Raw genomic sequence first — 24,752 nt, forward strand, 5'->3', positions numbered from 1 at the left:
CGAGCCTGCTACGCCATGTGAGTCAGGGACAGTGCCTGCGTTAACCCACTATTGAACGATCCCCATGCAGGGCGTAGGCCGCCTGCTGCCGACCGTATCGCGGGGACGCCTACGGCTGCTGCGCCGGCTCAAAATGCGCCGACGGTCATTGGACGCTTGCGCGAAGCGCAGCCGAAGGCGTTGATGCGATATCGCTGGAGAGTGCGGGCCACCGCCCGACTTGGGGATCGTTCAAAAGCCGGTTATCTCAGGCACGGGCCCACACTCACATGGCGTTAGCAGGGTCGAACGGGCAACCACGCCCAAACGGCAAGCACCGCCGTCGATACGACCAACGCCGAAGAATGGATTGCCAGCCGCACAGGCGACGCGTTTTTTGGTTACTTTTTGTCGCTCGGACAGAAAGTGACTCGCCGGCTACGCCGGCGAAACAGCCCACGCCCGCCAAGCACGACAAGCAACCGTAATGGCACCAAGCCAAAACACCACTTACACCGTCGCCCCAGTCCCCAAAATCGCCGTAGCCTGACTAGACAACGTCCCCCCATTCCCATGCACCACGGCAACCTCGGCATCCCGCACCTGCCGCTCGCCGCATTCGCCGCGCAGCTGCCGCACCGCCTCGATGGTGATGAACATGCCATACATGCCGGGATGCACGCATGACAGCCCACCACCGTTGGTGTTCACCGGCAGCCGCCCGCCCGGCGCGATCCCACCGCCGCTGACGAACTGGCCGCCCTCGCCCTTGCCGCAGAAACCGAGGTCTTCCAGGAACAGCAGCGTGTTGATGGTGAAAGCATCGTAGAGCTCGGCCACGTCGACATCGGACGGCTTGAGCCCCGCCATGGCGAAGGCGCGCTCGCCGGATTCCCTGGCGGCCGTGACGGTCAGGTCCGGCATGCACGAGATCTGGCGGTGCCACGTGGCGGTGGCATTGCCCAGCACATAGACCGGCGGCTTGGCCAGGTCCTTGGCGCGGTCCGCGCGCACCATCACATAGGCGCCGGCGCCGTCGGTGACCAGGCAGCAGTCACGCACGGACAGCGGGTCGGACACCATGCGCGCATTGAGCACGTCGTCGATGCTGAGCGGGTCGCGCATCATCGCTTCCGGATTAAGCTGCGCCCACTTGCGCGCGGCCACGGCGACCTCGGCCAGGTGCTCGCGCGTGGTGCCGTACTGGTGCATATGGCGCGCCGCGGCGAGTGCGTATGACGTGATCGGCTGCAGCGGGCTGTACGGCTGCTCATACGGCTGCGGGTCCAGCACCGCGCGCACCTTGGAGATGCCGGCGCGGCCGACGGTGGAGGTGCGCTGGTTGCTGCCATAGCAGACCAGCACCGCATCGCACTGGCCCGATTCGAGCGCCATCATCGCCGGCAGCATGTGCGAGACAAAGCTGGAGCCGCCGATCATGGTGCTGTCGACAAATCTGGGCTTGATGCCGAGGTATTCGGCCACCGGCATCACCCACATGCTGGCGCCGACGCTGGCGGTGGCGATGCCGTCGATGTCGCGCATCGACAGGCCCGCATCCCTGACGGCGGCCTTGGCGGCCTCCACCAGGATTTCCATTTCAGTCTTGCCGTGGGCCTCGCCCATGCCCGCCTGGCCGACCCCGACGATGGCGACGCTGCCACGCAAATTGGACAAACTCATGGCCTCAGCCCTCCACCGGATCGAACACGACGAGAGCGGCCTCGCCTTCCTTGCCCTGCGCCACGCGTGCCTGCACGCGCATGCCGATATGCACGCTGGCGGGCGCAATGCCTTCCACGCGGCTCATCATGCGCACGCCCTCATCCAGGTCCACCAGCACCACGTTGTAGTCGCCGCCAGCATCCGGCTTGCGGCGGATCACGCTGGTGGAGTAGACCGTGCCGGTACCCTTGGGCTCGACCCAGGCGAGCGTGTCGCCGCCGCAGTGCGGGCAGATATTGCGCGGGAAAAACACGTGGCGCTTGCAGTCCTGGCAATGCTGGATGCGGAACTGGCCAGCGGCGAGCTGGTCCGCATAAGCCTTGTCCGGACCCACCGCCGCTTCTTGTTGGGGCATGGAGTCTCCTTCACTTTTGATGGTGCCGCCATGGGCTGTCCATGGCACGGCAATGAGCTTGCCGCAGTCTGTGCATTGCAACAATTCACATCTGCCGAAGGCAGGATTTTTGAATGCGGAAAGCGCCGCGCTCAGATCACCAGTTCGATCACAAACGGTCCCTTGCGCGAATTGGCTATGCGGAACAGGTCGGCAAAACTCTCCATGTCCCTGGCCTGCGCGCCCTCCACGCCCATGCCATTGGCCAGCTTGACCCAGTCCAGGTCGGGATTGCCGATGTCCAGAATGTCCAGGGCGGTCTTGCCCGGGTTGGCCCCCACCCCCGCCAGCTCGCCCAGCAGGATGGCGTACTTGCGGTTGGCCAGCAGCACCACGGTGACGTCGAGCCGCTCGCGCGCCATGGTCCACAGCGACTGCAGCGTGTACATGGCCGAGCCATCGGCCTGCAGTGCCACCACGCGCCGGTCCGGCGCCGCCACCGCCGCGCCCACGGCCAGCGGCAGGCCTTCGCCGATGGCGCCGCCGGTCAGCTGCAGCCAGTCGTGCGGGGCTGCATGGACCGTGCCCGGATAGAAGGCGCGGCCGAAGCTGATGCTCTCTTCCACCACGATGGCTTGTTCGGGCAGCAAGGCAGTCAGCGTCCGTGCCACCGCCTCGGACGTGACCGCGCCGCGGGCGGGCTCCACGGATGCGGGCGCTGCGGCAGCCGGCAGTGGCGCGTTGCGTGCGCCCACCTCGTCGGCCAGCCGGGCCAGCGCTTCGGCCAGGTCTTCCTCCGGACGAGCCAGCACATGGATCACGGCATCTTCCGGATACGGGCGCGGCGACTTGCCCGGGTAGGCAAAGAACGTCACCGGCGCCGGTGCGCCGACCAGGATCACGTTGCGGATGCCGGCCAGCTTGTCGCGCGCGACCTCGCCCGAATATGGCACGCGGTCCACCGCCAGGCGGCCGCTGCCGCGCGACACTCGCGCATTGGACATGGGCGAGATCAGGCGGGCGCCGGTCGCTGCGGCAATGCGGTGTGCATCGGCCAGCGGCGTCTCGCGCAGCGCGCTGCCCCCCAGCACAACCAGCGTGGGCTGGCCTGAGCGCAGCACGCGCGCGGCCTGCTGCACGGCATCGGGCGAGACCTTGGGCACCGCCAGCGGCGGCAGCGGCGCGGCTACCACGCCGCCCGCATCCCAGCACACATCGGAAGGCAGGATCAGGCTGGCGACCCCACCCGGCGCGGCGCATGCGGCCTGCACCGCGGACGAGGCATCGGCGCCGACGGACGCAGCCTGCGTGGCCGTGCGCGTCCACACAGAGACCGGACGGGCCCAGCCTTCGGTATCCGCGGTCAGCGGTGCATCCAGGGGCCGGTGGTAGGTCGCCTGGTCGCCGATGATGTTGACCACCGGCGTCTGCGCGCGGCGCGCGTTGTGCAGGTTGGCCAGGCCGTTGGCCAGCCCCGGGCCGCAATGCAGCAGCGTGGCGGCGGGCTTGCCGGCCATGCGCGCATAACCATCGGCCGCGCCGGTGACCACGCCTTCGAACAGGCCCAGCACGCAGCGCATGCCCGGGATGCGGTCCAGCGCCGCGACGAAGTGCATCTCACTGGTGCCCGGGTTGGCAAAGCAGGTGTCCACGCCGTTGGCGAGCAGGGTCTTGACCAGGCTCTCGGCGCCGTTCATCGGTTGGGTAGTTTCCATGTCTCGGGTTCCGCTCAGGTTCTGGGTCAGCAGGTTGGCATTGGTTGCACGGGGGGCATCAGGCCGGACGCGGCCGCCCCGCCAGCAGGTCGAAATCCAGGCAGACAAACTCGGTCGGGAATTCGATGCGTGCGTAGTAGACGATCAGCTCGCCGCTCTCGCCCGGGACACAGGCAAAGCGGCGCAGCTCAGCCACCGGCGCGCCCACGGCAAGCGCCAGCGCGGCGGCGGATTCGGCCCCGGCCGCGACGATCGACAGCCGCTGGCGCGCGGTGCTGACCGACAGGCCGGGGAAGCGGTCCAGCACCGGCACCGAGGCACCCTGGCGGAAGGCCTCGGGCTCGCGCGCAAAGACGCCGGCCTCGATATAGACCTCGCCCACCGCGAACGGCCGCCCTTCCAGCCGGTGCAGCCGGCGCAGGAAGTGGTATTCGGCGGCGCGCTCAGCGGGGCACGGCATGCCGAGATCGGCAGGCAGCGGCACGTTGCCGGCCGACTCGACCATCGCTTCGGTGTCCAGCTGCGCGCCCACCGCCACCGCCTCGTCCCAGCTGGTCGACAGCGACACCTGCCGCCGCGCCTGGCACGGTGCCCTGACGAAAGTGCCGCGCCCGCGCGAGCGCTCCACCAGCCCTTCTTCGTCGAGCATCGACAAGGCATGGTGCATGGTCATGCGCGCCACGCCGTACTGGCGGCACAGTTCCTCCAGCGAGGGAATGCGCTCGCCTTGGCGCCAGGCGCCGCTTTCGATCTGGCGGCGGAAGATGGTGGCCAGCTGCAGGTAGACCGGCTGGCGGCTGCGCGAGAGGAGTTCGCTGGACGTGGTGTCTGCCATGCGGCAAGGGAGGTCGGGAAGCGTCGGTACGGGCGATGCGGAGACCGCCCGGAGGCGGCCTGGCCGGACGACTATATAAAAGTCTATAAACCTAGACTACTCGGGTTAACGCCGATCAATGCCTCTCGGGTTGTGCCAGGCCCACGCGTGCAATCCGGGGCTTTTGTCGCCCAGGTGTCACGCGCCGGAACGTGCCGGAACCCCCACTTCAGCACCCACCTTGCCACTGCCCAAGCGGACAGAATGCCACCATGCCCCAACCTTCCCGGAGGCAGGCGTGGCTGCCGCTTGCAGCCATCTCAAGGAGTCAACTTATGTTGATGCGAGACGTGATCCCCCAAATCCTGAACCGCGGCACGGCTCAACTGGCACCCGACGCGTTCGAGACGGCTTCGCACAAGACCTTCCACCATGCGATCGACATTTATCTCAAGGATTCCAATGCCTTTATGAATACCTACTTCGCCCGCTACTTCGAGTGGCAGGGCATTTGCCGGGAGCGGTGGTTCCATGAATGCATCCACGACAACCTGCTGGCCGCGGGCGGCGTCTTCGTGACCAAGCGCGCGCACCAGGAATATGTCGAGGAGACGTTCCCGTTCCAGCGCGTGGATTGCTACCTGAACACCTTCCAGGTCCGGCAGTGCTCGGCCTACCTGCTGTTCCGCTTCTGCGTGGGCGGCAAGCCGGTGTCGCCGGGCTACCAGCAGATCGTCTTCGCCGACCGGCAAAAGCGCATCACGCGCTTTCCGGCGGGCATCATCGAACGGGTCAGGGAATATGAACTGGCGCTGCCGGCACTGGCCAGCTGAGCCAGGCGCGGCTGACCCCGTGCGGGTCTGAATCCGGCACCGCCGGCCGTGAGTCAGCCGGCGGTGCCGGTGCGCAGCCGGCTGTCGGCCATGGCGGTGAAGCGCGGCAGCCTGAGGGTAAAGGTGGTATGCACGGCCGGCACCGACTCGCAGTCAATGCGCCCGCCGAAGGTCTCGATCACGCGCCGGCAGAAGGCCAGGCCGAGGCCGGCACCGGTGCCATGCGCCTTGGTGGAGAAGAACGGATCGAAGATGCGCGGCATGACGTCGGCCGGAATGCCCGGGCCGGTGTCGCGAAAGCGGATCACGTGGTGCTGGCCCTCGGTCGCGCCGGTGATGTCGATGTGGCCGCCGCCGGCCGCCCGGATCGCATGCAGCGCGTTCTTCAGCAGATTGAACAGCACGTAGACCAGCAGCGTGTCGGAGCCGACAAAGCGCCAGCCCTCGTCGATGCCTCGCACCTGCACGCAGCCGCGCTCCTCGCCCTGGAACGGGTAGCGCTCCAGCGCCGCATGCACGCAGTCGGCAATGCCGTGCGGGGCAAAGCTGCTGCGGTCCAGCCGCTCCAGCGTGACCGAGGCCAGCGCCATGTCGATCACGGTGCTGGTGCCATCGACTTCCCGCGTGATGGCGCCGACCAGGCTCGACGCGCGCTCAAGCTGGCCGGGCCGCATGCGGTCTTCGCACAGGCCCCGCTGTACCGCCAGCTGGTAGCCGTGCAGCACCTGCGGCCAGGTGCGCGCCAGCTCCTGCGCCTGCATGCGGATGGTCGCCAGCGGCGTGCGCACCTCATGCGCCACGGTGGCGGCCAGCGAATACGGATGCATCAGGTCGTAGCGCACCACGCTGACCGCCAGGATGCCCAGGCTTGCCGCCACGAACACCACGCCCGGCGGATAGAAGGCCGCGCCGTAGTTGACGGCGTAGTCCACCGCCGCCAGCGAATAGAGCGCCACCGCCACCAGGCACAGCTTGTAGCGCTTGCGGCGTTCGGCCGTTGCATTGCGCCGCGCCGCCACCAGCAGCCAGGCGCTGCGCAGCGCCACCAGCACCGTCTGCACCAGGTGCAGCGGATGCAGCGGGCCGGCCTTGGGATAGTCGCCGAAGAAATAGCTGTAGTAGCCAGAGACCACCTGGCCGGTGGTCAGCAGCAGCACCGCCAGCACCAGGCTCAGGCAGTAGGAGGCCAGCAGCAACGGCCGCTCCCGGCGGCACTCGGTGACTTCGGCAATGAAGTGGTAGAACGTGGTCGGCAGGAACAGGATGAAGAGGTAGCCGAGCCGGGCCAGCACCAGCGACACATCGGGATGCGAGGCCTGGAACAGGAACACCCACGTGCCCTGCCAGGCGAAGGTGGTCACGCACAGCAGGAAGAATGAAGTGGAGACGCGCGTCACCCCCTTGGTCACCAGCACATAGAGGCCGTAACCGAGGAAGATCGACGAGACGAAGGCGGGCAAGGCTGCGTACATGCGGAGCGCGAAGGCAAGCCGTATGGATGGCGGGATCGGCGACGCGACATGTTATGCCCTGCGCGGGTGGCGCGTGCATCATTCGGTTGCATTCAGAGCTAATCCGCGCTTAATGCTGTGCGATTCAGGCCGGCATACCCCTCGTTCCGGGGGTGCCCGAGGGGTATCGGGTATGCGCCAGACAAAAAACAAGGCGGGGCGCCCGCTGGCGTCCCGCCTTGCCGTGCTGCCGCGCCCTGCTTACCAGCGCGTGTCCCGTTCCCACGCCTTCATTTCTTCCTCGACGCGCTCCTTGGTGTAGCCATAGCGCTCCTGGATGCGGCCGGCAAGCTGGTCACGCTTGCCATTGATCTGCGTGATGTCATCGTCGGTCAGCTTGCCCCACTTCTCCTTGATCTTGCCTTTGGCTTGTTCCCACTTGCCTTCGATCTGGTCCCAGTTCATGTCGTGCTCCTTCGTCCCGTGGCAAGGGGGCGCCAACAGAGGCGTCCCCTTGCGAGTGGTGTGCGGTGAGTGGCCCCCGCCATCAGGCCGGCGGGACCGTGCTGAAGCGGCTTGCTTACTTGCCGTACTTGGCCTTCACGTCGGCCTGGCACTTGTCCTTGGATTCGCCCGACATCGCATCGCAGCGTTCCTTGTCGGCCTTGTAGGCGGCGTCCAGGGTGTCCTTCTTTGCATCGGCGCGGGCTTCCGCCACATCGGCGCGCGAACCGGTTGCCGCGGCCTTGTCGACCTTGGCAGGGATCAGGGCCTTTTCATGTGCGGCCTTGGCGTCCTTCTTGCAGACGTCCTTGTCGTTGCCCTTCTTGTCGTCGCACATTTCCTTGGCTACGTCATAGTCGCGGTCGGCCTTGACCTTCTCCGCCTTGGCCATCGACTTCTGCGTGCCGTCGCGGCGGGCTTCGGCCTGGGCCTTGGCCACATCGCGGTCGCGCTTGGCCTCGGCCTTGCAAACGTCCTTGGCGTTGCCCTTCATGCCATCGCACTTGCCGGTGGCAGCCTTGTAGTCCGCATCAGCCTGCTTCACCGCGGCGTCATAGTCGGCCTTTGTCCCGGTTGCAGCCGTTCCGGCCGTGGTTGCTGGAGCAGTCATCTGCGCCAGGGCAAATCCCGCCGGCGCGGCAACCATCATCGAACACAGTGCTGCGGTCAGCCATTTCTTCAACATGTCGATCTCCTTTCCGGGTGATTGCGTCAGGGTACGCATGAGAGGCCGGCGGCTGTGCCACTGGCCATGCCGTAAGTACAGAGTAGGCTCGGGGGATAATGGGAAGCAGGCGTCCGGCTCCGAAAGGCGCGTCAGACTATTCCGACATTGCGATTCGGGCGAGGCACACGGCGGGGCGTGCAACGGATTGCGGAGGGGACTTGTTGAATGCGCCTTTAGCGAAAAAAACGCCGCCCGGTGTGGGGGCGGCGTCATGCTTGGGGCCTGTCTGCAATGCCACACAGGCCGCGAGGGACATGCCCCCGCGCCCCTGTCATCACCCCGAAATCGACGGCGTCAACCGGCTCTCGTCAGGCGTTTCGCCCTCTTCGTCCGGCCAGTTGCGCCCTACCATCCATTCATACAAGGTAGGCAGCACGATCAGCGTCAGCACGGTCGCGGTGATCAGGCCGCCGATGATGACGATGGCCAGCGGGCGCTGCGTCTCGGAGCCGATGGCGCGCGAGATGGCCATCGGGAACAAACCCAGCATGGCCAGCAGCGCGGTCATCAGCACCGTGCGCAGCCGGTCCATCGAGCCGGTCAGCACGGCCTGGCGCACCGGCATGCCTTCATCGCGCAGCTGGTTGAAGTAGGTCACCATCACCACGCCGTTGAGCACCGCCTGGCCGAACAGCGCGATAAAGCCGATCGCCGCCGACACCGACAGCGGAATGCCGGTCAGGAACAGCGCGAACACGCCGCCGATCAGCGCGAACGGGATGTTCGAGATGATCAGCGTGGCGCTCTTGAACGACTTGAACGCATTGAACAGCAGCAGGAAGATCACCAGCACCGACAGCGGCACCACGATCGAGAGCCGCGCCATGGCGCGCTCCTGGTTCTCGAACTCGCCCGACCAGCTGATCTTGACGTCGTCGGCCTTGACGTTCTTCGCCACCAGCTTCTGCATGTCCTTGACCACGCTGCCCATGTCGCGGTCGTGGATAAAGATGCCGATCGAGGTGGTGCGCTGGCCGTTCTCGCGGCTGATGTTCATCGCGCCGGACGCCGCGCGGAAGGTCACCAGCTGCGACAGCGGCACCTGCGCGCCGTCGGCGGTCTGCATGAAGATATTGGGCAGGTTAGGCAGCGCACGCTCCGACGGCTTCAGGCGCACGGCCACGCTGAAGTGCTTCTCGCCCTCCCAGAGCTCGGTCGCGGCCTTGCCGGCCAGCGCGGTCTCCATCAGGTCCTGCACATCGGCCACGTTGATGCCGTAGCGCGCGGCCTGGGCGCGATCGAACTCCAGCACGTATTGCGGCAGCTCGCCGTCGCGGTCGATAAAGGCGCGCATCACGCCCTTGACTGACTGCACATTGGCCAGGATCTGGTCGGCTACCTTCTTGTTCTGCTCCAGGCTGTCGCTCTGCACCTTGATCACGATCTGGCCCTTGATCTGCGAGATGCTCTCCAGGATGTTGTCGCGCACCGGCTGCGAGAAATTGGGCTCGATGCCGGGGAGCTGGCGCAGGTTCTTGTCGATATCGCCGATGATGGCGCGCTTGTTGAAGCCGTCGCGCCACTGCTTCTCGGGCTTGAGGTCGACCAGGATCTCGACGGTGTTGATCAGCTTGGGATCGGTACCGTCGTCGGGGCGCCCCACCTTCGAGATGGTGGTGTTGACCTCCGGGGTCTTGCGGATCACGCTGCGCAGCAGCCGCGCCTGGTCGCGCGCTTCATCGATCGAGGCCGACGCGGGCAGGTCGAAGCTGACCCACATCGAGCCTTCATCCAGTTCGGGCAGGAACTCGCTGCCAAGGAACTTGCCCACGCCCACGGTCACCACCAGCAGGCCCACCGCCGCGCCCACCACCAGTTTCTTGTGGTCCAGCGCCCAGGCCAGCATCGGCTCATAGAGCCGCTTGCAGTGGCGCACAAGGAAGTTGTCGTCGTGCGCGATATTCTTGGTGAGCAGCAGGTGGCACAGCAGCGGCACCAGCGTCAGCGAGAGGATCAGGGAACCGATCAGCGCGCCCGTCACCGTGTAGGCCATCGGCGCGAAGATCTTGCCCTCGTGCCGCTGCAGCGTGAAGATCGGGATGTGCGCCGCAATGATGATGACCATCGAGAACACGGTCGGACGGCCCACTTCCGTGGTGGCCTGCAGGATGGCAAGCAGGCGCGCCTTGCTGTCCTTGATCTGCTGCTCCTTGAGCTCGCCCAGCCGCTTGAAGATGTTCTCGACCACGATCACCGCGCCGTCGACGATGATACCGAAGTCCATCGCGCCCAGAGACAGCAAGTTGGCCGGAATGCCCACCCAGGTCAGGCCAATGAAGGTCGACAGCAGTGCCAGCGGGATGATCAGCGCCACGATTGCCGCGGCGCGCACGTTGGCCAGGAACAGGTAAAGCACCGCCATCACCAGCAGCGCGCCCTCCACCAGGTTGCCGAACACGGTGTGCAGGGTTTTGTCGATCAGCGTGGAGCGGTCGTAGTAGGGCACGATCTTCACGCCCTTGGGCAGGATCTGGTCGTCCAGCAGGTCGATCCTCTTCTGCAGCGCCTCCAGCACCAGCGAGGGGTTTTCGCCCTTGCGCATCACCACGATGCCCGAGACGATGTCGTCCTCGTCGTCCTGGCCCATCAGGCCTTGCGGCGGCGCGCTGCCGACCCTCACGTCGGCGATGTCCTTGACCAGGATGGGGGTGCCCCGGTTCTCGGCCACCACCACGTTGGCGATATCGGCCGAGGTGCGGAAGCTGCCCAGCGAGCGCAGCAGGAACTGTTGCCTGCCGTGCGCCACGGCGCCGCCGCCGGCGTTGGCGTTGGCGCGCTGCAGCGCGGTGAACAGTTGCGACAGCGAGATCTTGGCATCGCGCATGCGCGCCAGGTTGGGATTGACCTCGTACTGCTTGATGGTGCCGCCGATGGTGACCAGGTCGGCCACGCCCGGCACCTGGCGCAGGTTTTTCTCCACCACCCAGTCCTGCAGCGTGCGCAGCTCTTGCGCGGTATAGCCCTTGCCGGTCAGGCGGAAGCGGTAGATCTCGCCGATCGCGGTGGACAGCGGCGCCAGGTCCGGATGCACGCCGTCGGGCAGGTCCACGCTGCGCAGGCGCTCCAGGATCTGCTGGCGCGCGGTCACGTCGGTGGCACGGTCGTTGAACGTCACCATCATGAACGACAGGCCGAACTGCGTGTGCGAGAACACCCGCACCGCGTTGGGCGTGCCCGCCAGCGCGGTCTCGATCGGGATGGTGACCTGGCGTTCCACCTCTTCGGCGGCGCGGCCCGGGTACAGCGTGATGACGTTGACCTGGATGTCGGACACATCCGGGAAGGCTTCGATCGGCAGGTTCTTGAACGCGGCCAGGCCGCCCCCGACGAAGATAAGCAGGCCCAGCCAGACAAAGAGCTTCTGGTGCAGGGCAAAGCTGACGATGCGTGAAATCATGTGGCGGCCGTCCTCAGCGCTTTTCAGCCGCGCGCGCCGCGTTCACGGCCGTGGCATCGCGCAGGATGTCCTGCAGGTAGAGGTTGCCGTCGGTGATCACGGTCTCGCCGTCCTTCACGCCTTCAAGCAGCTCGGTGGTGCCGGGCAGTGTCACGCCCACGCGCACCAGGCGGCGCTCAAAGGTATTGGCGGCGGTGCGCACGAACACATAGTTGCGGTTGTCGGCCAGGAACACGGCCTTGGACGGCACGGCGATGCCCTTGAACGATGCCGCCGGCAGCTTCGCGGTGACGAACATCTCCGCCTTCAGGCGGCGCTCCGGGTTGGGCACGTTCAGCCGCACCTTGATGCTGCGCGCGGTGGGATCGACATAGTCGGCGATCTTGACCACGGAGCCGGAGAAGGTCTCGCCGGGCCAGGCCGCGGTGGTGAGCTGCACGTCCACGCCCGGCTTGAACAGGCTCAGGTCGGCCTCGCCCGCATCCACCTGCGCCCACAGCGTGGTCGGATCGGTCACCAGGAACAGCGGCGCGGCGGGCGGCTGGTCGGGGCGCAGCTCCATGCCGAGGTTGATGTTGCGCTCGACCACCAGGCCGTCGATCGGGCTGCGCAGGGGAAAGCGCTGGTTGACGGAGCCCGCGCCGCCTGCGGCCGCGCCGTACTGGCCCAGAGCCGCCTGGGTGCGCTGCAGGTCCGCCGCGGCACGCGCGGCGTCGGCCTGCGCCTGCTCCAGTTCCTTCTGCGCGATGATGCCGGCGCCGTACAGCTCGCGCTGGCGTGCCAGCGCCTTGGCAGCGACCGCGCTGTCGGCGGCGGCCTTGCGCGCATCGGCCTGGGCCACGCCGAAATCGGGCGAGGTCAGGCTGGCCAGCGGCTGGCCCGCTTTCACGGTGGCGCCGGGCTGCACCAGGATCTCGGTGACGCGGCCGGCAAACGGTGTCGACACGCGCACGGTCTTGTCCTCGTTCCACACCAGCCGGCCGGGCAGGCTCAGCATGCGCTCGCCGCCGGTCTTGGCGGCTTCGCCGGCGATGCCCGGCAGCGTCTTCACGCTGGCCGGGAACTGGATGGTATTGCCGCTGACCTTGGGATCGTCATCGGGCTTGGGCGCTTCAGACTTGCCGCAGGCGGCCAGCGCCAGGGCGCACAGCGCCACCACGGCGCAGACGGCGGACAGGCTCGCCGGCGCGCCGGCGGAAGAAGGGTTGCAGGACGTACGGCGGAACATGCGTGACAAGTGAGACATGAAGGATGCGCGGGAACTGCGGTTCAGGGACGTGCCTGCGTGGCCACGGGAGCACCCGTGGTGGTAGAGGTCTGCAATGCGGCGCGGTACGCCGACAGCGCCTTGGCATACTCGCCCTGCGCTTCGACGGCATCGAGCCGGGTCTGGCGCAGCGCGCGGCGCGCATCGAGCAGGTCGAGCACGCCGGTGGCGCCCTTGCTGTAGGCGAACTCGGCGCTGTTGGCTACGCTCTCGGCAGCGGGCAGCACGTCGTCGCGCATCTGCCGCAGCGACTGGCGCGCGGTCTCGAGCTGGCTGCGCAGCCGGTCGATCTCGTTGCCGGCCTCCAGCATGACGCGATTGCGGTCGTCCAGCGCGGCGTAATAATCCACTTCTGCCCGGCGCGCTTCGCCGCCATTGCGGTGGCGCACGAACAACGGGATCGACACGAACACGCCGAAGCTGTTGCCGGTGCCATAGGTGTTGGTGGGCGAGGTCGGGTAGTGCTCCGCCTGTGCGCCGACGGTCACGTCGGGCACCCGCCCGGCGCGCGCCAGGTCGCGCGTGGCGGCGGCGGCGGCCAGGCGCGCCTCGGCCGCGGTCACGTCGGGGCGGCGCTGGAGCGTATCCGGGTCGGGCTGCGGCGCGGCGGCATCGAGCGCCGGCCAGTCAGCCACCAGCCGGTTATCGGACAGCGTGCCGGGCACGCCCATCGCCTGCGCCAGCCCGGCCTTGTCGCGGTAATGGTCGGTCATCGCCTGGCGCATATCGTTCTGCGCACGCAGTGCGTCGAGCTGCAGCTTGGTCACGTCGGCGCGGGCCACGTCGCCCGCCTTGAGGCGCGTCTCGCTGGCCTGGCGGGTGCGCTCGTAGAGGCCCAGCGTTTCCCTGAGCACGGCCACGCGTTCCTGGCTGACCAGTGCCTCGAAGAAGGCCTGCTCCACCGTGGCGGTCTGCTGCGCCACGACGGCCTGCACCACCTCGCCGGCGGCGGTGCTGGCCTTGCGCGCGGCGTCCGCGCGCAGGTTGCCCTTGTTGGCGGTCTCGATGACCTGGTCCACGCGCAGCTTGGAGTCCACGGTCTTGCTGCGCAGGTTGCCCGAACCGACGCCGGCATGCGGGTTGATGTTCTCCACGCCCAGGCTCAGCACCGGGTTCGGGCGTTGTGAAGCAATCTGCACATCAGCCTGACTGGCTTCCACACCGCGGCGCGCGGCAATGATGGTGCGGTTGCAGCGCAGCGCGTCCAGGCGCGCCTGGGCCAGGGTCAGCGAGGCGCCCGCCGGCGGCGGTGCGCATGGGCTGGCGGCCTCTGCGGAGTCAGCGGAAGGAAGCGGCTCGGCGGGCCGTTCGGCGGCAAGGCTTGCCGCGGATCCTGCCACGCCCCCCAAAACCAGCAGGGCGCCTACGGCAATACGGGATAAGACAAAAGGCACGGTCGGTCAGGCTCGGTTTGACAACGGTCTGCGGTAAACGACCGTGCCCGCCTAACGGTGCACCGGGGCCCCGAAATTCATTCGGCCCCGATCCCGCAGTGCGGTCGCGCGGCGTGGCTGTCTTGGTGCGCCCTCGCCTGCTGTCCCGATGCATCGAACGCCACCCGGACACGATCTCCCGCCCGCATTCAAACCGAATCGCATTACAAACGGCTTTCATTCGGCTGACAAAAGACTTTAACTGCGTGAAAACCCTAAGCAACCGGAAAAGACGGCAGATGGCACGGGCATTGCCGGCCGCGCCGCCGGAAGCTGCCGCGTGTTTATCCCTTCACGCGGTCGTCCAGCCCGAGACCACGGCCGATGATCTCCTTCATGATCTCGCTGCTGCCGGCATAGATGCGCGAGATGCGCGCGTCGGCATACATGCGGCAGATGCGGTACTCCTCCATGTAGCCGGCGCCGCCGTGCAGTTGCACGCCCTCGTCGACCATGCGCCCCTGCAGTTCAGAGGTCAGCAGCTTGGCCGAGGCCGCCGTCTCCACCGTCAACGTGCCGGCGTTGTGCTGCAGCACGCACTGGTCGACGAAGGTCTGGATCGCGTCAAGCTGCGCGCGCAGCTCGGCAAGCTTGAAGCGCGAGTTCTGGAAGGTGCCGATCGGCCGGCCAAAAGCCTTGCGCTCCTTGACGTAATCCAGGGTGATATCAAACGCCACCTGCGCCGACGCCATGTAGCCGCAGGCTCCGATCAGGCGTTCCTCGGCCAGGTGGCGCGTCAGGTAGCGGAAGGCCTGGCCGGGCTCGCCCAGCACGTTGGCCTTGGGTACCTTGACGTTGTCGAAGAACAGCTCGGACGTGTCCTGCGAGTGCAGGCCCATCTTGCGCAGCTTGCGCCCGCGCTCGAAGCCGGGCATGCCGCGCTCGACGATGAAGAGCGTGAGGCCATGGCTGCGCTCGGGGTCGGTGCGGGCGACCACCACCACGCAGTCGGCCAGCTGCCCGTTCGAGATATAGGTCTTGGCGCCATTCAGCACCCAGTGGTCGCCATGGTCCTCGGCGCGGGTGCGGATGCCGGCCAGGTCGGAGCCGGTCTGCGGCTCGGTCATGGCGACGGCGAAGATCGACTCGCCGCGCGCGGCTGCAGGCAGCAGGCGCTGGCGCTGCTCCTCATTGCCGATGCGGCCGATATATGGCGCCACCAGGCGCGAGTGCAGCGTGCCGAAGAAGCCCGAGTCGCCGTGGCGCGCGTTTTCTTCAATCAGGATCTGTTCATAGCGGAAGTCCTGGACGCCGGCGCCGCCGTATTGCTCATCAGCCCACATCAGCAGGTAGCCCTGCTCGCCCGCCTTGCGGAACACCTCTCGGTCCACGCAGCCCTGTTCGCGCCAGCGCTCGCCGTGCGGCCCCACCTCGCGCTGGTAGAAACGGCGGGCGGATTCGCGGAAGGCGTCGTGTTCGGCTTCGAAGATCAGGCGTTGCATGGGGGAGTCTCCTAGTGTTTTTGAGAGTGACCGGCTGAGTGTCTGCCGTGCAGCGTCTATGAGATTCGTCGGAAAGGATGATTTTTCCTGCCGCAGCCCAACGGGCAGGTTTGAAGGAGAAGCCGGCTTGAATGCAATTTTATTGATATGAAGCGGAAACAACTTTCATTTACCTGCCGGCACGCTTTGCGCCAATACTGGAATCACGGATACCTATTCGATGGAGCGGGAACATGGAAGCCGTCCTCTGGATTGCCCTGGCGCTGGCACTGGTGGCACTGGGAGGCACCGTCACATGGCTGATCGGGACGCGGGTGCCCGAGCCGGTGTTCGAACGCGCGCAGCAGCATGGCCGCTTTGCCGGGCTGGAACCGCGCCCGCCGCGCGGCGGCGGGCGCGGCCGCCGGGTGCGGCGCGTGCGGCAATGGCGCCTGGTGGCCGTGCCCGCCCCGATGGGCCAACTGGCGCCGGTCCGGATCTGAGCCGGCGCCGCCGCCCTGGTGTCTCCCGCTATTGCGGAAAATCCCAGCGCTGCGACCAGTCGGATTCTTCTCGCACGATATCGCGCAGGATGCGCACCGCGTCCTGCGCCGCGCCTGTGGGGGTCTTGGCGCAAACGAGGAATACTGGATAAGAAAACTCTGACGCGCCGCCGACCCGCGCCAACACCCCGCTGTCCAGGTAGCTCTGCACCACGCGTGTCCGGAAATACCCGCTGCCGCCGAACTGCAGGATGTACTGCAGCGCCAGCGGCCCCAGGTTGAAGTACAGCGAGGCGCGCGCATGCTCCGGCAGCGCGCTGTCATGCTGGCGGCGGAATTCCGGCCCCCAGTCGACATAGACATAGCCGCCATCGCGCTGCGTCGAGCGGATCAGGATCAGCTTCTCTTCCATCAGCGCCTCGACATGCATGCCGGGCGCGTACTCCGGCTGGTAGACCAGCGCCGCGTCCAGCGCGCCGGACTGCAGCTTGCGCTGGAGCTCCGCCCCTTCCCCTACTTCCGCCCGCACCGCCTGCGCCGGCATCAACTGGCGCAGGCGCGTGGTCCAGAGCAGCATCAGCGGGTTGCCCAGGCTGATTTCCGTGCCGAAGCGAAACAGGCTGGCCAGCCCGGCCGGCAACGGCAACTCGCGGCAGGCCGCCTCCCAGGTCTGCACCAGCTGGCTGGCGTAGCCGAGAAAGCGCTGGCCATCGGGCGTCAGCCGTGCGCCCGCCTTGTTGCGATCGAACAGGCGGCAGTTGAGCTGCGCTTCCAGGCTCTTGATGCGCGCGGTCACGGCGGTCTGCGTGACATGCAGCTTGTCGGCCGCGGCCAGCAGGCTGCCGGTGCGGACGACTTGCAGGAAGGTGCGGGCGAGTTCGATGTCCATCGTGGCGAGGTGGCAGACCGGTGTGACGAATTGTAGGTAATAGCAGCCGCCTTTGAGAATTAAGGCCATACACACATGGATGTATTTCTGATCCAATGCTGCTATGCTTTGTACCTACAGGATGTACATGGAAACCACAATGCCTTTCACCCGGATATTCCGCAACGGCAACTCCCAGGCGGTGCGCATTCCCGCGGAGCTGGCGTATCCCGACACTGACATGCAGCTGGAAATCGAGCGGATCGGCGACGAGTTGCGTATCCGGCCCGCACGGCAGCGCCTGACCGGGCTGCTTGACGCCTTTGCAGCGTTTCCAGACGACTTCATGGCGCAAGGTCGAGAAGACCAGGTGCAGGCTGAGCGGCAGGGGTTCTGATGGCCAGGTATATGTTCGACACCAATATGTGCATCTACCTGATGAGGAATCAGCCACCCCAAGTGGCCGAGCGCTTTGCGCAATGTTTCGAGGGCGATGTGGTGCTGTCCGCAATCACCCTGGCCGAACTGGAATACGGCGTCACCGTCTCGGGCGATCCGCAGGCCGCGCGGCACGCGCTGCAGGCGCTGGTCGCACGCGTGCCGGTGCTGCCGCTGCATGCTGCGGCCGCGCGTGCATATGGGGCGGTCCGTGCCGCCACGCGCGAACGCAAGGCGGATGCGCTGGACAAGCTGATCGCGGCGCATGCCATTGCCGAAGACCTGACGGTGATCACGCGCAACGTGCGCGACTTTGCCGCATATCCGGGCCTGCGCGTCGAAGACTGGACTGATTCGCCGCCGGGCTGAATTTACGGCGGGAGCGAGCAACAGCGACCAGAAGAATTTCAGCCGCAGCAGCACCAAGTCCCAGCCACGGCCCGCGGTTCAGTGCGCCGGCTGCGAACGCACCGCCGCTGGCAAGGCAACCGGCACGGTCTGCGCCATCGGCGTCGCCGGCACGCTGCGCGCCTCGCGCGGCAGCCTCAGCGGCGCGAGGCCTTCCGGCTCCCGCAAAGCCACGCCGTTGTCATAGCCGGTGGCAACCGCCTCCAGGTATCCGGGAGCAAACTTCTGTTCCGGCGTCACGGCCTGCAAAGCAGGCGCTGCGGCCTGTGGCGCCTCGGACTGGGCGCAGGCGACGCTGTTGACGCATAAGGCCAGCACACGCAGCAGCGCGACAGCCTGGCGCGAGCGGTGCAGGAATCCGTGCGGGCGCGGCGCGCCCCGCCCTGTCTGGCATTGGGGTTGGGTGTTCATCGGGGTTCTCCGGGAAGCCATTGCTGGCTGGTGGCACAACGAGGCGCGGCGCCGCGCTCGCTGTCCATTGCGCAATGACCGTGCCACCGCCAAAAGACTGGTTGTGGCGGGGATTACGGCACTTTCCGGGGATGGGATGGTGGGGTGGGGCCGACGCTGACGATGGGGATGTCGGGCAACGCCCAACACCTCAGAAGGAGCCCCCTCAGGGCTTGACCGCTGCCGCCAGCACCGCCGGCATCGGTACCTCGAAGCCGCTGCCGCGCATATAGCCGGCGACGGTGCCGCGCAGCACGGCGCGGATTTCATCGCGGGCCTCCGGGGTCTGCGCGCGCAGCGTGGCCGCGGCGCGCACGGTGCCCTGTGCCAGCGCATCGAACAGCTGGTCGGGCGTGGAGAAACGCCATACCTGCGGCACGCTGCGGCAACTGGGCGAGGCAAAGCCAGCCTGCAGCAACGCGGCGCGGCATTGGCCCGGGTCGCTGAACAGGAAGAAATTCGGCCCGGGCGGGAGGTCGACCTCCATCGAGCCGCAGGCGCGGATCGCGGCGTAGACCGCGCCAAAGCCGACCGCGTGCTCGGGCGTGTCCCACACCGTGAAGGCAACGCGCCCGCCTGGGCGCAGCACGCGGAACGCTTCGGCCAGCGCGGCGTCGGGGTCGGACAGGTGGCACATGCCAAAGCCATTGACCACCGCATCGAAGCTGGCATCGCCGAAGGGCAGCGCCTGCGCATCGGCCTGTTCGTACTGGACGTCGGGATAGAGCTTGCGCGCCAGCTGCACCTGCGCCAGCGAGAAGTCGATGCCGACCGGCTCAGCACCGCGCCGCATGGCTCCCGCCGCGACATGGCCGGAGCCGGTGGCCACATCCAGCACGCGCAGCCCGTTGGCCACATGAGCCTCGTCCAGCAAGGCCTCGACCGATTGACGGGTCACGTGCGACAAATGCTCCTGGTACTGGCTGACGACCTCGGGGTCTTCCCAGCCAGCCAGCTCAAAGGCCCGAAACGAATCTGCGGTGTGGTCCATGCCCCCTCCTCGGCGTCGATGTCCAGGCTGCCGGTTTGCGCGGACACAGTCGCCCTCCGCCGTAAGACTCCGGTAAACCAAGTATAGACAGCGCCCGCGGCCAGCAGCGCCCAGGCGGGCCGCTGCCGCGCCATGGCCCGCCTACTTCGCCCCACTGACCCGCCACACCGTATTGCCGACGTCGTCGGCGACCAGCAGCCCACCCCGCCGGTCGATCGCCACGCCCACCGGGCGCCCGCGCGCGTTGCCGTCCTCATCGAGAAAGCCGGTCAGCACGTCGAACGGCGCGCCGTTGGGGTGGCCCTTGCTGAACGGCACGAAGATCACCTTGTAGCCCGCCAGCGGCCTGCGGTTCCACGAACCGTGCTGGCCAACGAACATGCCTTCGCTGAAGCGCGCCGGCAAGCTGTTGCCGCCGGCGGCGGCCAGCCCGAGCGACGCGGTGTGTGCCCCCACGGCATAGTCCGGCACGATGGCACTGGCCACCAGGTCTGGCGCCGGCGGCTTCACGCGTGTGTCGACATGCTGGCCGTAGTAACTGTAGGGCCAGCCATAGAAGCCGCCGTCGCGCACCGAGGTAATGTAGTCCGGCACCAGGTCGCTGCCGATCTCGTCGCGCTCGTTGACGGCAGTCCAGAGCATGCCGGTGGCCGGCTCCCACGCCATGCCATTGGGATTGCGCAGGCCGCTGGCAAAGATCCGGTGCGTGCCGGCCTTCGGGTCGACCTCCCAGATGGCGGCGCGGCCGACCTCCTTGTCCATGCCGTGCTCGCCCACGTTGCTGTTGGAGCCCACCGTCACGTACAGCTTGCTGCCGTCGCGGCTGGCGATCAGGCTCTTGGTCCAGTGATGGTTGAGCGGCCCGCCCGGCAGGTCCACCACCTTCTGTGGCGCGGCAGTGATCTGGGTCTGTCCGGGCTGGTACGGGAAGCGCAGCACCGCGTCAGTGGCGGCCACGTAGAAATCGTTGCCGACCAGGGCCATGCCGAACGGCGAGTTCAGGTCCTTCAGGAACACCGAGCGCTGGTCGGCCACGCCATCGCCGTTGGTATCGCGCAGCAGCGTGATGCGGTTGGCGCTGGGGGTGCCGGCGCCGGCGCGCTTCATCACCTTCTTCATGATCCAGCCGCGGATGCCCTTGCCGTCGTCGGGCTTGGGCGGGGCATTGCTCTCGGCCACCAGCACGTCGCCGTTCGGCAGCACATAGACCCAGCGCGGATGGTCCAGCTTGTCGGCGAAGGCTGTCACCGCCATGCCTGCGGCCGGCACCGGGCGCTGGCCCACTGCCCAGCCGATGGCCGGCGCGATCTTGACGGTGGGGATCGAGGTCTGGTTGGGTGGCGGCAGCTGCGGCATGGGGCCAAAGCCCGCTTCAGAGGGCAGCTTGGCCGATTCGCTGCAGGCGGCGAGCGCCGCGGTGGCGCCCGCCAGCAGGACGACACGCAACAGGGAGAAGGTGGTGGGCATCGGCATGGTCCGGGCTCCTCAGGCAACGCGGGGCGGCGCGCCTGTCCCTGGACTATAGGATGCGGCTCACCCGCCCCTCTGTCGGCGCCGCGGAAGCCACCGTGTAGGACGATGCCCACGCCCGTGGTGCACGCACGCCGCGGCTGCCTCAGCCGCGGTGCGGCGTATCGAGCCCCTTCACCACCGCCGGACGCTTGACGAACGCCTCCAGCGCGCGCCTGACGTGAGGGAAATCCTGGATGCCGACCAGTTCGCCCGCCTCATAGAAGCCAAGCAGGTTGCGCACCCACGGGAAGGTGGCGATGTCGGCGATGGTGTATGCGTCGCCCATGATCCAGTCGCGTCCCTCCAGCCGCTGGTTCAGCACATTCAGCAGGCGGCGGCTTTCGGCCACGTAGCGGTTGCGCGGGCGCTTGTCCTCGTATTCCTTGCCGGCGAACTTGTGGAAAAAGCCCACCTGCCCGAACATCGGCCCGATGCCGCCCATCTGGAACATCACCCACTGGATGGTTTCGTAGCGGCGCGCGGGGTCGGCCGGGATCAGCTTGCCCGACTTGTCGGCCAGATAGAGCAGGATCGCGCCCGATTCGAACAGCGCCAGCGGCTTGCCGCCCGGGCCATCGGGATCGAGGATGGCGGGAATCTTGTTGTTCGGGCTCAGCGACAGGAACTCCGGCGACATCTGGTCGTTGGCGTCGAAGCGCACCAGGTGCGGTTCATACGGCAGGCCGGTCTCCTCCAGCATGATCGACACCTTGACCCCGTTGGGCGTGGGCAGGGAATACAGCTGGATGCGGTCGGGATGCTGCGCCGGCCATTTGCGGGTGATGGGGAAAGCGGACAGATCGGGCACACTGGCTCCTGGTTCAGGCGCTTGCGCACTGCGCAAGAAGGCGCCGGACAACGGAAAAACCCGATCATAAACCGCCCCAGCCATGCATGCAGCGCAGGGCCTCTGGCGGTCTCGGCCGGCTGCGCCGCGCGCAAGGCCTCGCCGTGGCAGAAAGCAAAGAAGGGGCCCCGCAAAGCGGGACCCCTTCTCCATGCCAGCCTGGCTGCGCAGCTTACACCGTCACGCCGTCGGCCACTTCCTTGAAGTCTTCGATCTGGTCGAAGTTCATGTACTTGTAGATCTTGTCGCCATTGGCGTTGAGCACGCCCATGTCGGCCATGTACTCTTCCTTGGTCGGGATGCGGCCCAGGCGCGAGCAGATTGCCGCCAGTTCGGCGGAACCCAGGTACACGTTGGTGTTCTTGCCCAGGCGGTTCGGGAAGTTACGCGTGCTGGTCGACATCACCGTGGCGCCTTCGCGCACCTGTGCCTGGTTGCCCATGCACAGCGAGCAGCCCGGCATTTCGGTGCGGGCACCGGCGGTGCCGAACACGCCGTAGTGGCCCTCTTCGGTCAGCTGCTTCTGGTCCATCTTGGTCGGCGGAGCGACCCACAGCTTGACCGGGATGTCGCGCTTGCCTTCCAGCAGCTTGGAGGCTGCGCGGAAGTGGCCGATGTTGGTCATGCACGAACCGATGAACACTTCGTCGATCTTGGCGCCGGCCACCTCGGACAGCGTCTTCACGTCGTCCGGGTCGTTCGGGCAGGCCACGATCGGCTCGTGCACATCGGCCAGGTCGATCTCGATCACGGCGGCGTACTCGGCGTCGGCGTCCGGCTCCAGCAGCTTGGGATCGGCCAGCCACGCTTCCATGGCCTTGATGCGGCGCTGCAGGCTGCGCGGGTCCTGGTAGCCCTGGGCGATCATCCACTTCAGCAGCGTGATGTTGCTGTTGATGTATTCGATGATCGGGTCCTTGTTCAGGCGCACCGTGCAACCGGCGGCCGAGCGCTCAGCGGATGCATCCGACAGCTCGAACGCTTGCTCGACCTTCAGGTCGGGCAGGCCTTCGATTTCCAGGACGCGGCCCGAGAAGATGTTCTGCTTGCCTTGCTTGGCCACGGTCAGCAGGCCTTGCTTGATCGCATACAGCGGAATCGCGTTGACCAGGTCGCGCAGGGTCACGCCCGGCTGCATCTGGCCCTTGAAGCGGACCAGCACCGATTCCGGCATGTCCAGCGGCATTACGCCGGTGGCGGCGGCAAAGGCGACCAGGCCCGAACCCGCCGGGAAGCTGATACCGATCGGGAAGCGGGTGTGCGAGTCGCCGCCGGTGCCGACGGTGTCGGGCAGCAGCATGCGGTTCAGCCACGAGTGGATCACGCCGTCGCCCGGGCGCAGCGAAATGCCACCGCGGGTGCTGATGAACTCGGGCAGCGTGTGGTGGGTCTTGACGTCGACCGGCTTCGGATAGGCGGCGGTGTGGCAGAACGACTGCATCACCAGGTCGGCCGAGAAGCCCAGGCAGGCCAGGTCCTTCAGCTCGTCGCGGGTCATCGGGCCGGTGGTGTCCTGCGAGCCCACCGAGGTCATCTTCGGTTCGCAGTAGGTGCCCGGGCGGATGCCCTTGCCTTCTGGCAGGCCGCACGCGCGGCCGACCATCTTCTGGGCCAGCGTGAAGCCCTTGCCGGTATCGGCCGGGTTCTGCGGCAGGCGGAACAGCGTCGACGGGGCCAGGCCCAGCGCCTCGCGCGCCTTGGCGGTCAGGCCGCGGCCGACGATCAGCGGGATGCGGCCGCCGGCGCGGACTTCGTCGAACAGCACGTCGGACTTGACCTTGAACTCGGCGATCACTTCGCCGTTCTTCAGGGCCTTGCCGTCGTACGGGCGCAGTTCGACCACGTCGCCCATTTCCATCTTCGACACATCCAGCTCGATCGGCAGCGCGCCGGCGTCTTCCATGGTGTTGTAGAAGATCGGGGCAATCTTGTTGCCCAGGCACACGCCGCCGAAGCGCTTGTTCGGGATGAACGGGATGTCTTCGCCGGTGAACCACAGCACCGAGTTGGTGGCGGACTTGCGGCTCGAGCCGGTACCGACCACGTCGCCCACGTAGGCGACCAGGTGGCCCTTGTCCTTCAGCGATTCAATGAACTTGACCGGGCCGCGCTTGCCGTCTTCTTCCGGCTGGAACGCCGCGCCTTCACGCTTGTTCTTCAGCATCGCCAGCGCGTGCATCGGGATGTCCGGGCGGGTGGTGGCGTCCGGCGCCGGCGACAGGTCGTCGGTATTGGTTTCGCCCGGCACCTTGAACACGGTGATGGTCAGGCTTTGCGGCACTTCCGGACGGCTGGTGAACCACTCGGCGTCGGCCCAGCTTTGCAGCACGGACTTGGCGTTGGCGTTGCCCTTGTCGGCCTTCTCCTTCACGTCGTGGAAGGCGTCGAACATCAGCAGGGTCTTCTTCAGCGCGTCGGCGGCGACGGTGCCGACTTCGGCATCGTCCAGCAGCTCGATCAGCGGCGAGATGTTGTAGCCGCCCAGCATGGTGCCCAGCAGCTCGGTCGCCTTGGCGCGCGAGATCAGCGCGCACTGTTCCTTGCCCAGCGCCACGGCAGCCAGGTAAGAGGCCTTGACCTTGGCAGCGTCATCCACGCCGGCCGGCACGCGGTAGGTGATCAGCTCCACCAGGTTCTGCTCTTCACCGGCGGGCGGGTTCTTCAGCAGTTCGATCAGCTCGGCCGTCTGCTTGGCGGTCAGGGGCAGAGGGGGGATACCAAGCGCGGCGCGCTCGGCCACATGTGCGCGATAGTTTTCAAGCATGGGAACCTGCTGAGTAATTAGGTTTAGAAAATCTCGTTACGTCGCGATTGTAGTCCTAAGCGGCTCCTTGGTCAAATGTCTTATATCTTATATAAGAGTTTTTGGGTGAAAACTCATATTAATCAATGGGTTGGTTTGAGTGTGAGTTTCGGAGTTACATGATTGCTATCCGACTAGCGTAGTGGGGATTGGGGCTGGTGTGAATGGGCACTGTAGTCGGTTATCGTTCTTGACAGGCGTGGGCTGTTTCGCCGGCGTAGCCGGCGAGTCACTTTCTGTCCAAGCGACAGAAAGTAACCAAAGAACGCGTCGCCTGAGCGGCTGGCTATAAATTGCTCGGCGTTGGTGGTTCCAGCGGTGGTGATTTCCGC

General features: G+C 66.7%; 21 protein-coding genes. 4 read left to right on the top strand and 17 right to left on the bottom strand.

Annotation, left to right across the window (positions count from 1 at the left end; genetic code table 11):
* Positions 1-489: 489 nt before the first annotated feature.
* The 4 genes from A3A5_RS0131580 to A3A5_RS0131595 all read right to left on the bottom strand — a co-directional run bounded on the left by A3A5_RS0131580 (position 490) and on the right by A3A5_RS0131595 (position 4,588).
* The gene (locus tag A3A5_RS0131580; RefSeq protein ID WP_026201328.1) at positions 490-1,662 is read right to left on the bottom strand and encodes a thiolase; all 1,173 of its coding nucleotides are present in this window, start codon (positions 1,660-1,662) and stop codon (positions 490-492) included.
* Between the two features lie 4 nt (positions 1,663-1,666).
* Positions 1,667-2,059 (bottom strand): Zn-ribbon domain-containing OB-fold protein, encoded by a 393-nt coding sequence (locus A3A5_RS0131585; protein ID WP_018314445.1) that lies wholly within the window; start codon positions 2,057-2,059, stop codon positions 1,667-1,669.
* A 131-nt stretch (positions 2,060-2,190) separates the two neighbouring features.
* Positions 2,191-3,735, bottom strand: coding sequence for an acetolactate synthase large subunit (locus A3A5_RS0131590; protein WP_018314446.1), 1,545 nt, complete (start codon positions 3,733-3,735; stop codon positions 2,191-2,193).
* A gap of 76 nt (positions 3,736-3,811) precedes the next feature.
* Positions 3,812-4,588, bottom strand: coding sequence for a GntR family transcriptional regulator (locus A3A5_RS0131595; RefSeq protein ID WP_018314447.1), 777 nt, complete (start codon positions 4,586-4,588; stop codon positions 3,812-3,814).
* 314 nt (positions 4,589-4,902) lie between these two features.
* On the opposite strand from A3A5_RS0131595, the gene A3A5_RS0131600 reads away from it, so the two are divergent.
* Entirely contained in the window at positions 4,903-5,400 is a 498-nt protein-coding gene (locus tag A3A5_RS0131600; RefSeq protein WP_018314448.1) for a thioesterase family protein, read from the top strand.
* A 53-nt stretch (positions 5,401-5,453) separates the two neighbouring features.
* Here the strand turns inward: A3A5_RS0131600 and A3A5_RS0131605 are convergent, their stop codons facing one another.
* The 7 genes from A3A5_RS0131605 to A3A5_RS0131635 form a co-directional block, all read right to left on the bottom strand.
* Positions 5,454-6,872 carry a sensor histidine kinase gene (locus tag A3A5_RS0131605; protein WP_018314449.1) on the bottom strand — a complete coding sequence of 473 codons (1,419 nt, stop codon included), beginning with the start codon at positions 6,870-6,872 and terminating at the stop codon, positions 5,454-5,456.
* Between the two features lie 240 nt (positions 6,873-7,112).
* Positions 7,113-7,316, bottom strand: a complete 204-nt coding sequence (locus tag A3A5_RS0131610) for a CsbD family protein (RefSeq protein ID WP_018314450.1) — start codon at positions 7,314-7,316, stop codon at positions 7,113-7,115.
* Positions 7,317-7,431: 115 nt separating this feature from the next.
* Positions 7,432-8,040, bottom strand: a complete 609-nt coding sequence (locus tag A3A5_RS0131615) for a hypothetical protein (RefSeq protein WP_018314451.1) — start codon at positions 8,038-8,040, stop codon at positions 7,432-7,434.
* Positions 8,041-8,356: 316 nt separating this feature from the next.
* Positions 8,357-11,479: an efflux RND transporter permease subunit gene (locus A3A5_RS0131620; RefSeq protein ID WP_018314452.1), complete on the bottom strand. Its 3,123-nt coding sequence runs from the start codon at positions 11,477-11,479 to the stop codon at positions 8,357-8,359.
* 13 nt (positions 11,480-11,492) lie between these two features.
* Entirely contained in the window at positions 11,493-12,725 is a 1,233-nt protein-coding gene (locus A3A5_RS0131625) for an efflux RND transporter periplasmic adaptor subunit (RefSeq protein ID WP_157637345.1), read from the bottom strand.
* Between the two features lie 23 nt (positions 12,726-12,748).
* The gene (locus tag A3A5_RS0131630) at positions 12,749-14,086 is read right to left on the bottom strand and encodes a TolC family protein (protein ID WP_018314454.1); all 1,338 of its coding nucleotides are present in this window, start codon (positions 14,084-14,086) and stop codon (positions 12,749-12,751) included.
* A 377-nt stretch (positions 14,087-14,463) separates the two neighbouring features.
* Complete coding sequence (locus A3A5_RS0131635; protein WP_018314455.1) at positions 14,464-15,621, bottom strand: acyl-CoA dehydrogenase family protein; 1,158 nt, start codon at positions 15,619-15,621, stop codon at positions 14,464-14,466.
* A gap of 233 nt (positions 15,622-15,854) precedes the next feature.
* On the opposite strand from A3A5_RS0131635, the gene A3A5_RS0131640 reads away from it, so the two are divergent.
* Positions 15,855-16,103 (top strand): hypothetical protein, encoded by a 249-nt coding sequence (locus A3A5_RS0131640; protein WP_018314456.1) that lies wholly within the window; start codon positions 15,855-15,857, stop codon positions 16,101-16,103.
* Positions 16,104-16,131: 28 nt separating this feature from the next.
* On the opposite strand, the gene A3A5_RS0131645 is transcribed toward A3A5_RS0131640, so the two are convergent.
* The gene (locus tag A3A5_RS0131645; protein ID WP_018314457.1) at positions 16,132-16,992 is read right to left on the bottom strand and encodes a LysR family transcriptional regulator; all 861 of its coding nucleotides are present in this window, start codon (positions 16,990-16,992) and stop codon (positions 16,132-16,134) included.
* Positions 16,993-17,131: 139 nt separating this feature from the next.
* Here A3A5_RS0131645 and vapB point away from each other — a divergent pair, with 139 nt between their 5' ends.
* Positions 17,132-17,368, top strand: a complete 237-nt coding sequence (vapB, locus tag A3A5_RS0131650; protein ID WP_026201330.1) for a type II toxin-antitoxin system VapB family antitoxin — start codon at positions 17,132-17,134, stop codon at positions 17,366-17,368.
* The gene (locus tag A3A5_RS0131655) at positions 17,368-17,778 is read left to right on the top strand and encodes a type II toxin-antitoxin system VapC family toxin (RefSeq protein ID WP_018314459.1); all 411 of its coding nucleotides are present in this window, start codon (positions 17,368-17,370) and stop codon (positions 17,776-17,778) included. The genes vapB and A3A5_RS0131655 overlap by 1 nt, the downstream gene beginning before the upstream one ends.
* Positions 17,779-17,856: 78 nt before the next feature.
* Here the strand turns inward: A3A5_RS0131655 and A3A5_RS0131660 are convergent, their stop codons facing one another.
* The 5 genes from A3A5_RS0131660 to acnB all read right to left on the bottom strand — a co-directional run bounded on the left by A3A5_RS0131660 (position 17,857) and on the right by acnB (position 24,381).
* Complete coding sequence (locus A3A5_RS0131660; protein ID WP_018314460.1) at positions 17,857-18,228, bottom strand: hypothetical protein; 372 nt, start codon at positions 18,226-18,228, stop codon at positions 17,857-17,859.
* A 205-nt stretch (positions 18,229-18,433) separates the two neighbouring features.
* Positions 18,434-19,258, bottom strand: coding sequence for a class I SAM-dependent methyltransferase (locus tag A3A5_RS0131665; RefSeq protein ID WP_018314461.1), 825 nt, complete (start codon positions 19,256-19,258; stop codon positions 18,434-18,436).
* Positions 19,259-19,399: 141 nt separating this feature from the next.
* Positions 19,400-20,731, bottom strand: coding sequence for a sorbosone dehydrogenase family protein (locus tag A3A5_RS0131670; protein WP_018314462.1), 1,332 nt, complete (start codon positions 20,729-20,731; stop codon positions 19,400-19,402).
* Positions 20,732-20,873: 142 nt separating this feature from the next.
* Positions 20,874-21,578, bottom strand: a complete 705-nt coding sequence (locus A3A5_RS0131675) for a glutathione S-transferase N-terminal domain-containing protein (RefSeq protein WP_018314463.1) — start codon at positions 21,576-21,578, stop codon at positions 20,874-20,876.
* Positions 21,579-21,789: 211 nt separating this feature from the next.
* On the bottom strand, positions 21,790-24,381 hold the full coding sequence (gene acnB / locus A3A5_RS0131680; RefSeq protein WP_018314464.1) for a bifunctional aconitate hydratase 2/2-methylisocitrate dehydratase: 2,592 nt from the start codon (positions 24,379-24,381) through the stop codon (positions 21,790-21,792).
* Positions 24,382-24,752 lie beyond the last annotated feature (371 nt).

This window comes from Cupriavidus sp. UYPR2.512 (assembly GCF_000379565.1).
Taxonomy (GTDB): domain Bacteria; phylum Pseudomonadota; class Gammaproteobacteria; order Burkholderiales; family Burkholderiaceae; genus Cupriavidus.

Excerpts from the sequence above, each read along its gene's own strand:
- A3A5_RS0131605 (WP_018314449.1), bottom strand. The coding sequence starts at position 6,872 with ATGTACGCAGCCTTGCCCGCCTTCGTCTCGTCGATCTTCCTCGGTTAC.
- A3A5_RS0131585 (WP_018314445.1), bottom strand. The coding sequence starts at position 2,059 with ATGCCCCAACAAGAAGCGGCGGTGGGTCCGGACAAGGCTTATGCGGAC.
- A3A5_RS0131590 (WP_018314446.1), bottom strand. The coding sequence starts at position 3,735 with ATGAACGGCGCCGAGAGCCTGGTCAAGACCCTGCTCGCCAACGGCGTG.
- A3A5_RS0131645 (WP_018314457.1), bottom strand. The coding sequence starts at position 16,992 with ATGGACATCGAACTCGCCCGCACCTTCCTGCAAGTCGTCCGCACCGGC.
- A3A5_RS0131625 (WP_157637345.1), bottom strand. The coding sequence starts at position 12,725 with ATGTCTCACTTGTCACGCATGTTCCGCCGTACGTCCTGCAACCCTTCT.
- A3A5_RS0131665 (WP_018314461.1), bottom strand. The coding sequence starts at position 19,258 with ATGGACCACACCGCAGATTCGTTTCGGGCCTTTGAGCTGGCTGGCTGG.
- A3A5_RS0131615 (WP_018314451.1), bottom strand. The coding sequence starts at position 8,040 with ATGTTGAAGAAATGGCTGACCGCAGCACTGTGTTCGATGATGGTTGCC.
- vapB (WP_026201330.1), top strand. The coding sequence starts at position 17,132 with ATGCCTTTCACCCGGATATTCCGCAACGGCAACTCCCAGGCGGTGCGC.
- A3A5_RS0131595 (WP_018314447.1), bottom strand. The coding sequence starts at position 4,588 with ATGGCAGACACCACGTCCAGCGAACTCCTCTCGCGCAGCCGCCAGCCG.
- A3A5_RS0131635 (WP_018314455.1), bottom strand. The coding sequence starts at position 15,621 with ATGCAACGCCTGATCTTCGAAGCCGAACACGACGCCTTCCGCGAATCC.
- A3A5_RS0131660 (WP_018314460.1), bottom strand. The coding sequence starts at position 18,228 with ATGAACACCCAACCCCAATGCCAGACAGGGCGGGGCGCGCCGCGCCCG.
- acnB (WP_018314464.1), bottom strand. The coding sequence starts at position 24,381 with ATGCTTGAAAACTATCGCGCACATGTGGCCGAGCGCGCCGCGCTTGGT.
- A3A5_RS0131670 (WP_018314462.1), bottom strand. The coding sequence starts at position 20,731 with ATGCCGATGCCCACCACCTTCTCCCTGTTGCGTGTCGTCCTGCTGGCG.
- A3A5_RS0131580 (WP_026201328.1), bottom strand. The coding sequence starts at position 1,662 with ATGAGTTTGTCCAATTTGCGTGGCAGCGTCGCCATCGTCGGGGTCGGC.
- A3A5_RS0131600 (WP_018314448.1), top strand. The coding sequence starts at position 4,903 with ATGTTGATGCGAGACGTGATCCCCCAAATCCTGAACCGCGGCACGGCT.
- A3A5_RS0131620 (WP_018314452.1), bottom strand. The coding sequence starts at position 11,479 with ATGATTTCACGCATCGTCAGCTTTGCCCTGCACCAGAAGCTCTTTGTC.
- A3A5_RS0131640 (WP_018314456.1), top strand. The coding sequence starts at position 15,855 with ATGGAAGCCGTCCTCTGGATTGCCCTGGCGCTGGCACTGGTGGCACTG.
- A3A5_RS0131610 (WP_018314450.1), bottom strand. The coding sequence starts at position 7,316 with ATGAACTGGGACCAGATCGAAGGCAAGTGGGAACAAGCCAAAGGCAAG.
- A3A5_RS0131655 (WP_018314459.1), top strand. The coding sequence starts at position 17,368 with ATGGCCAGGTATATGTTCGACACCAATATGTGCATCTACCTGATGAGG.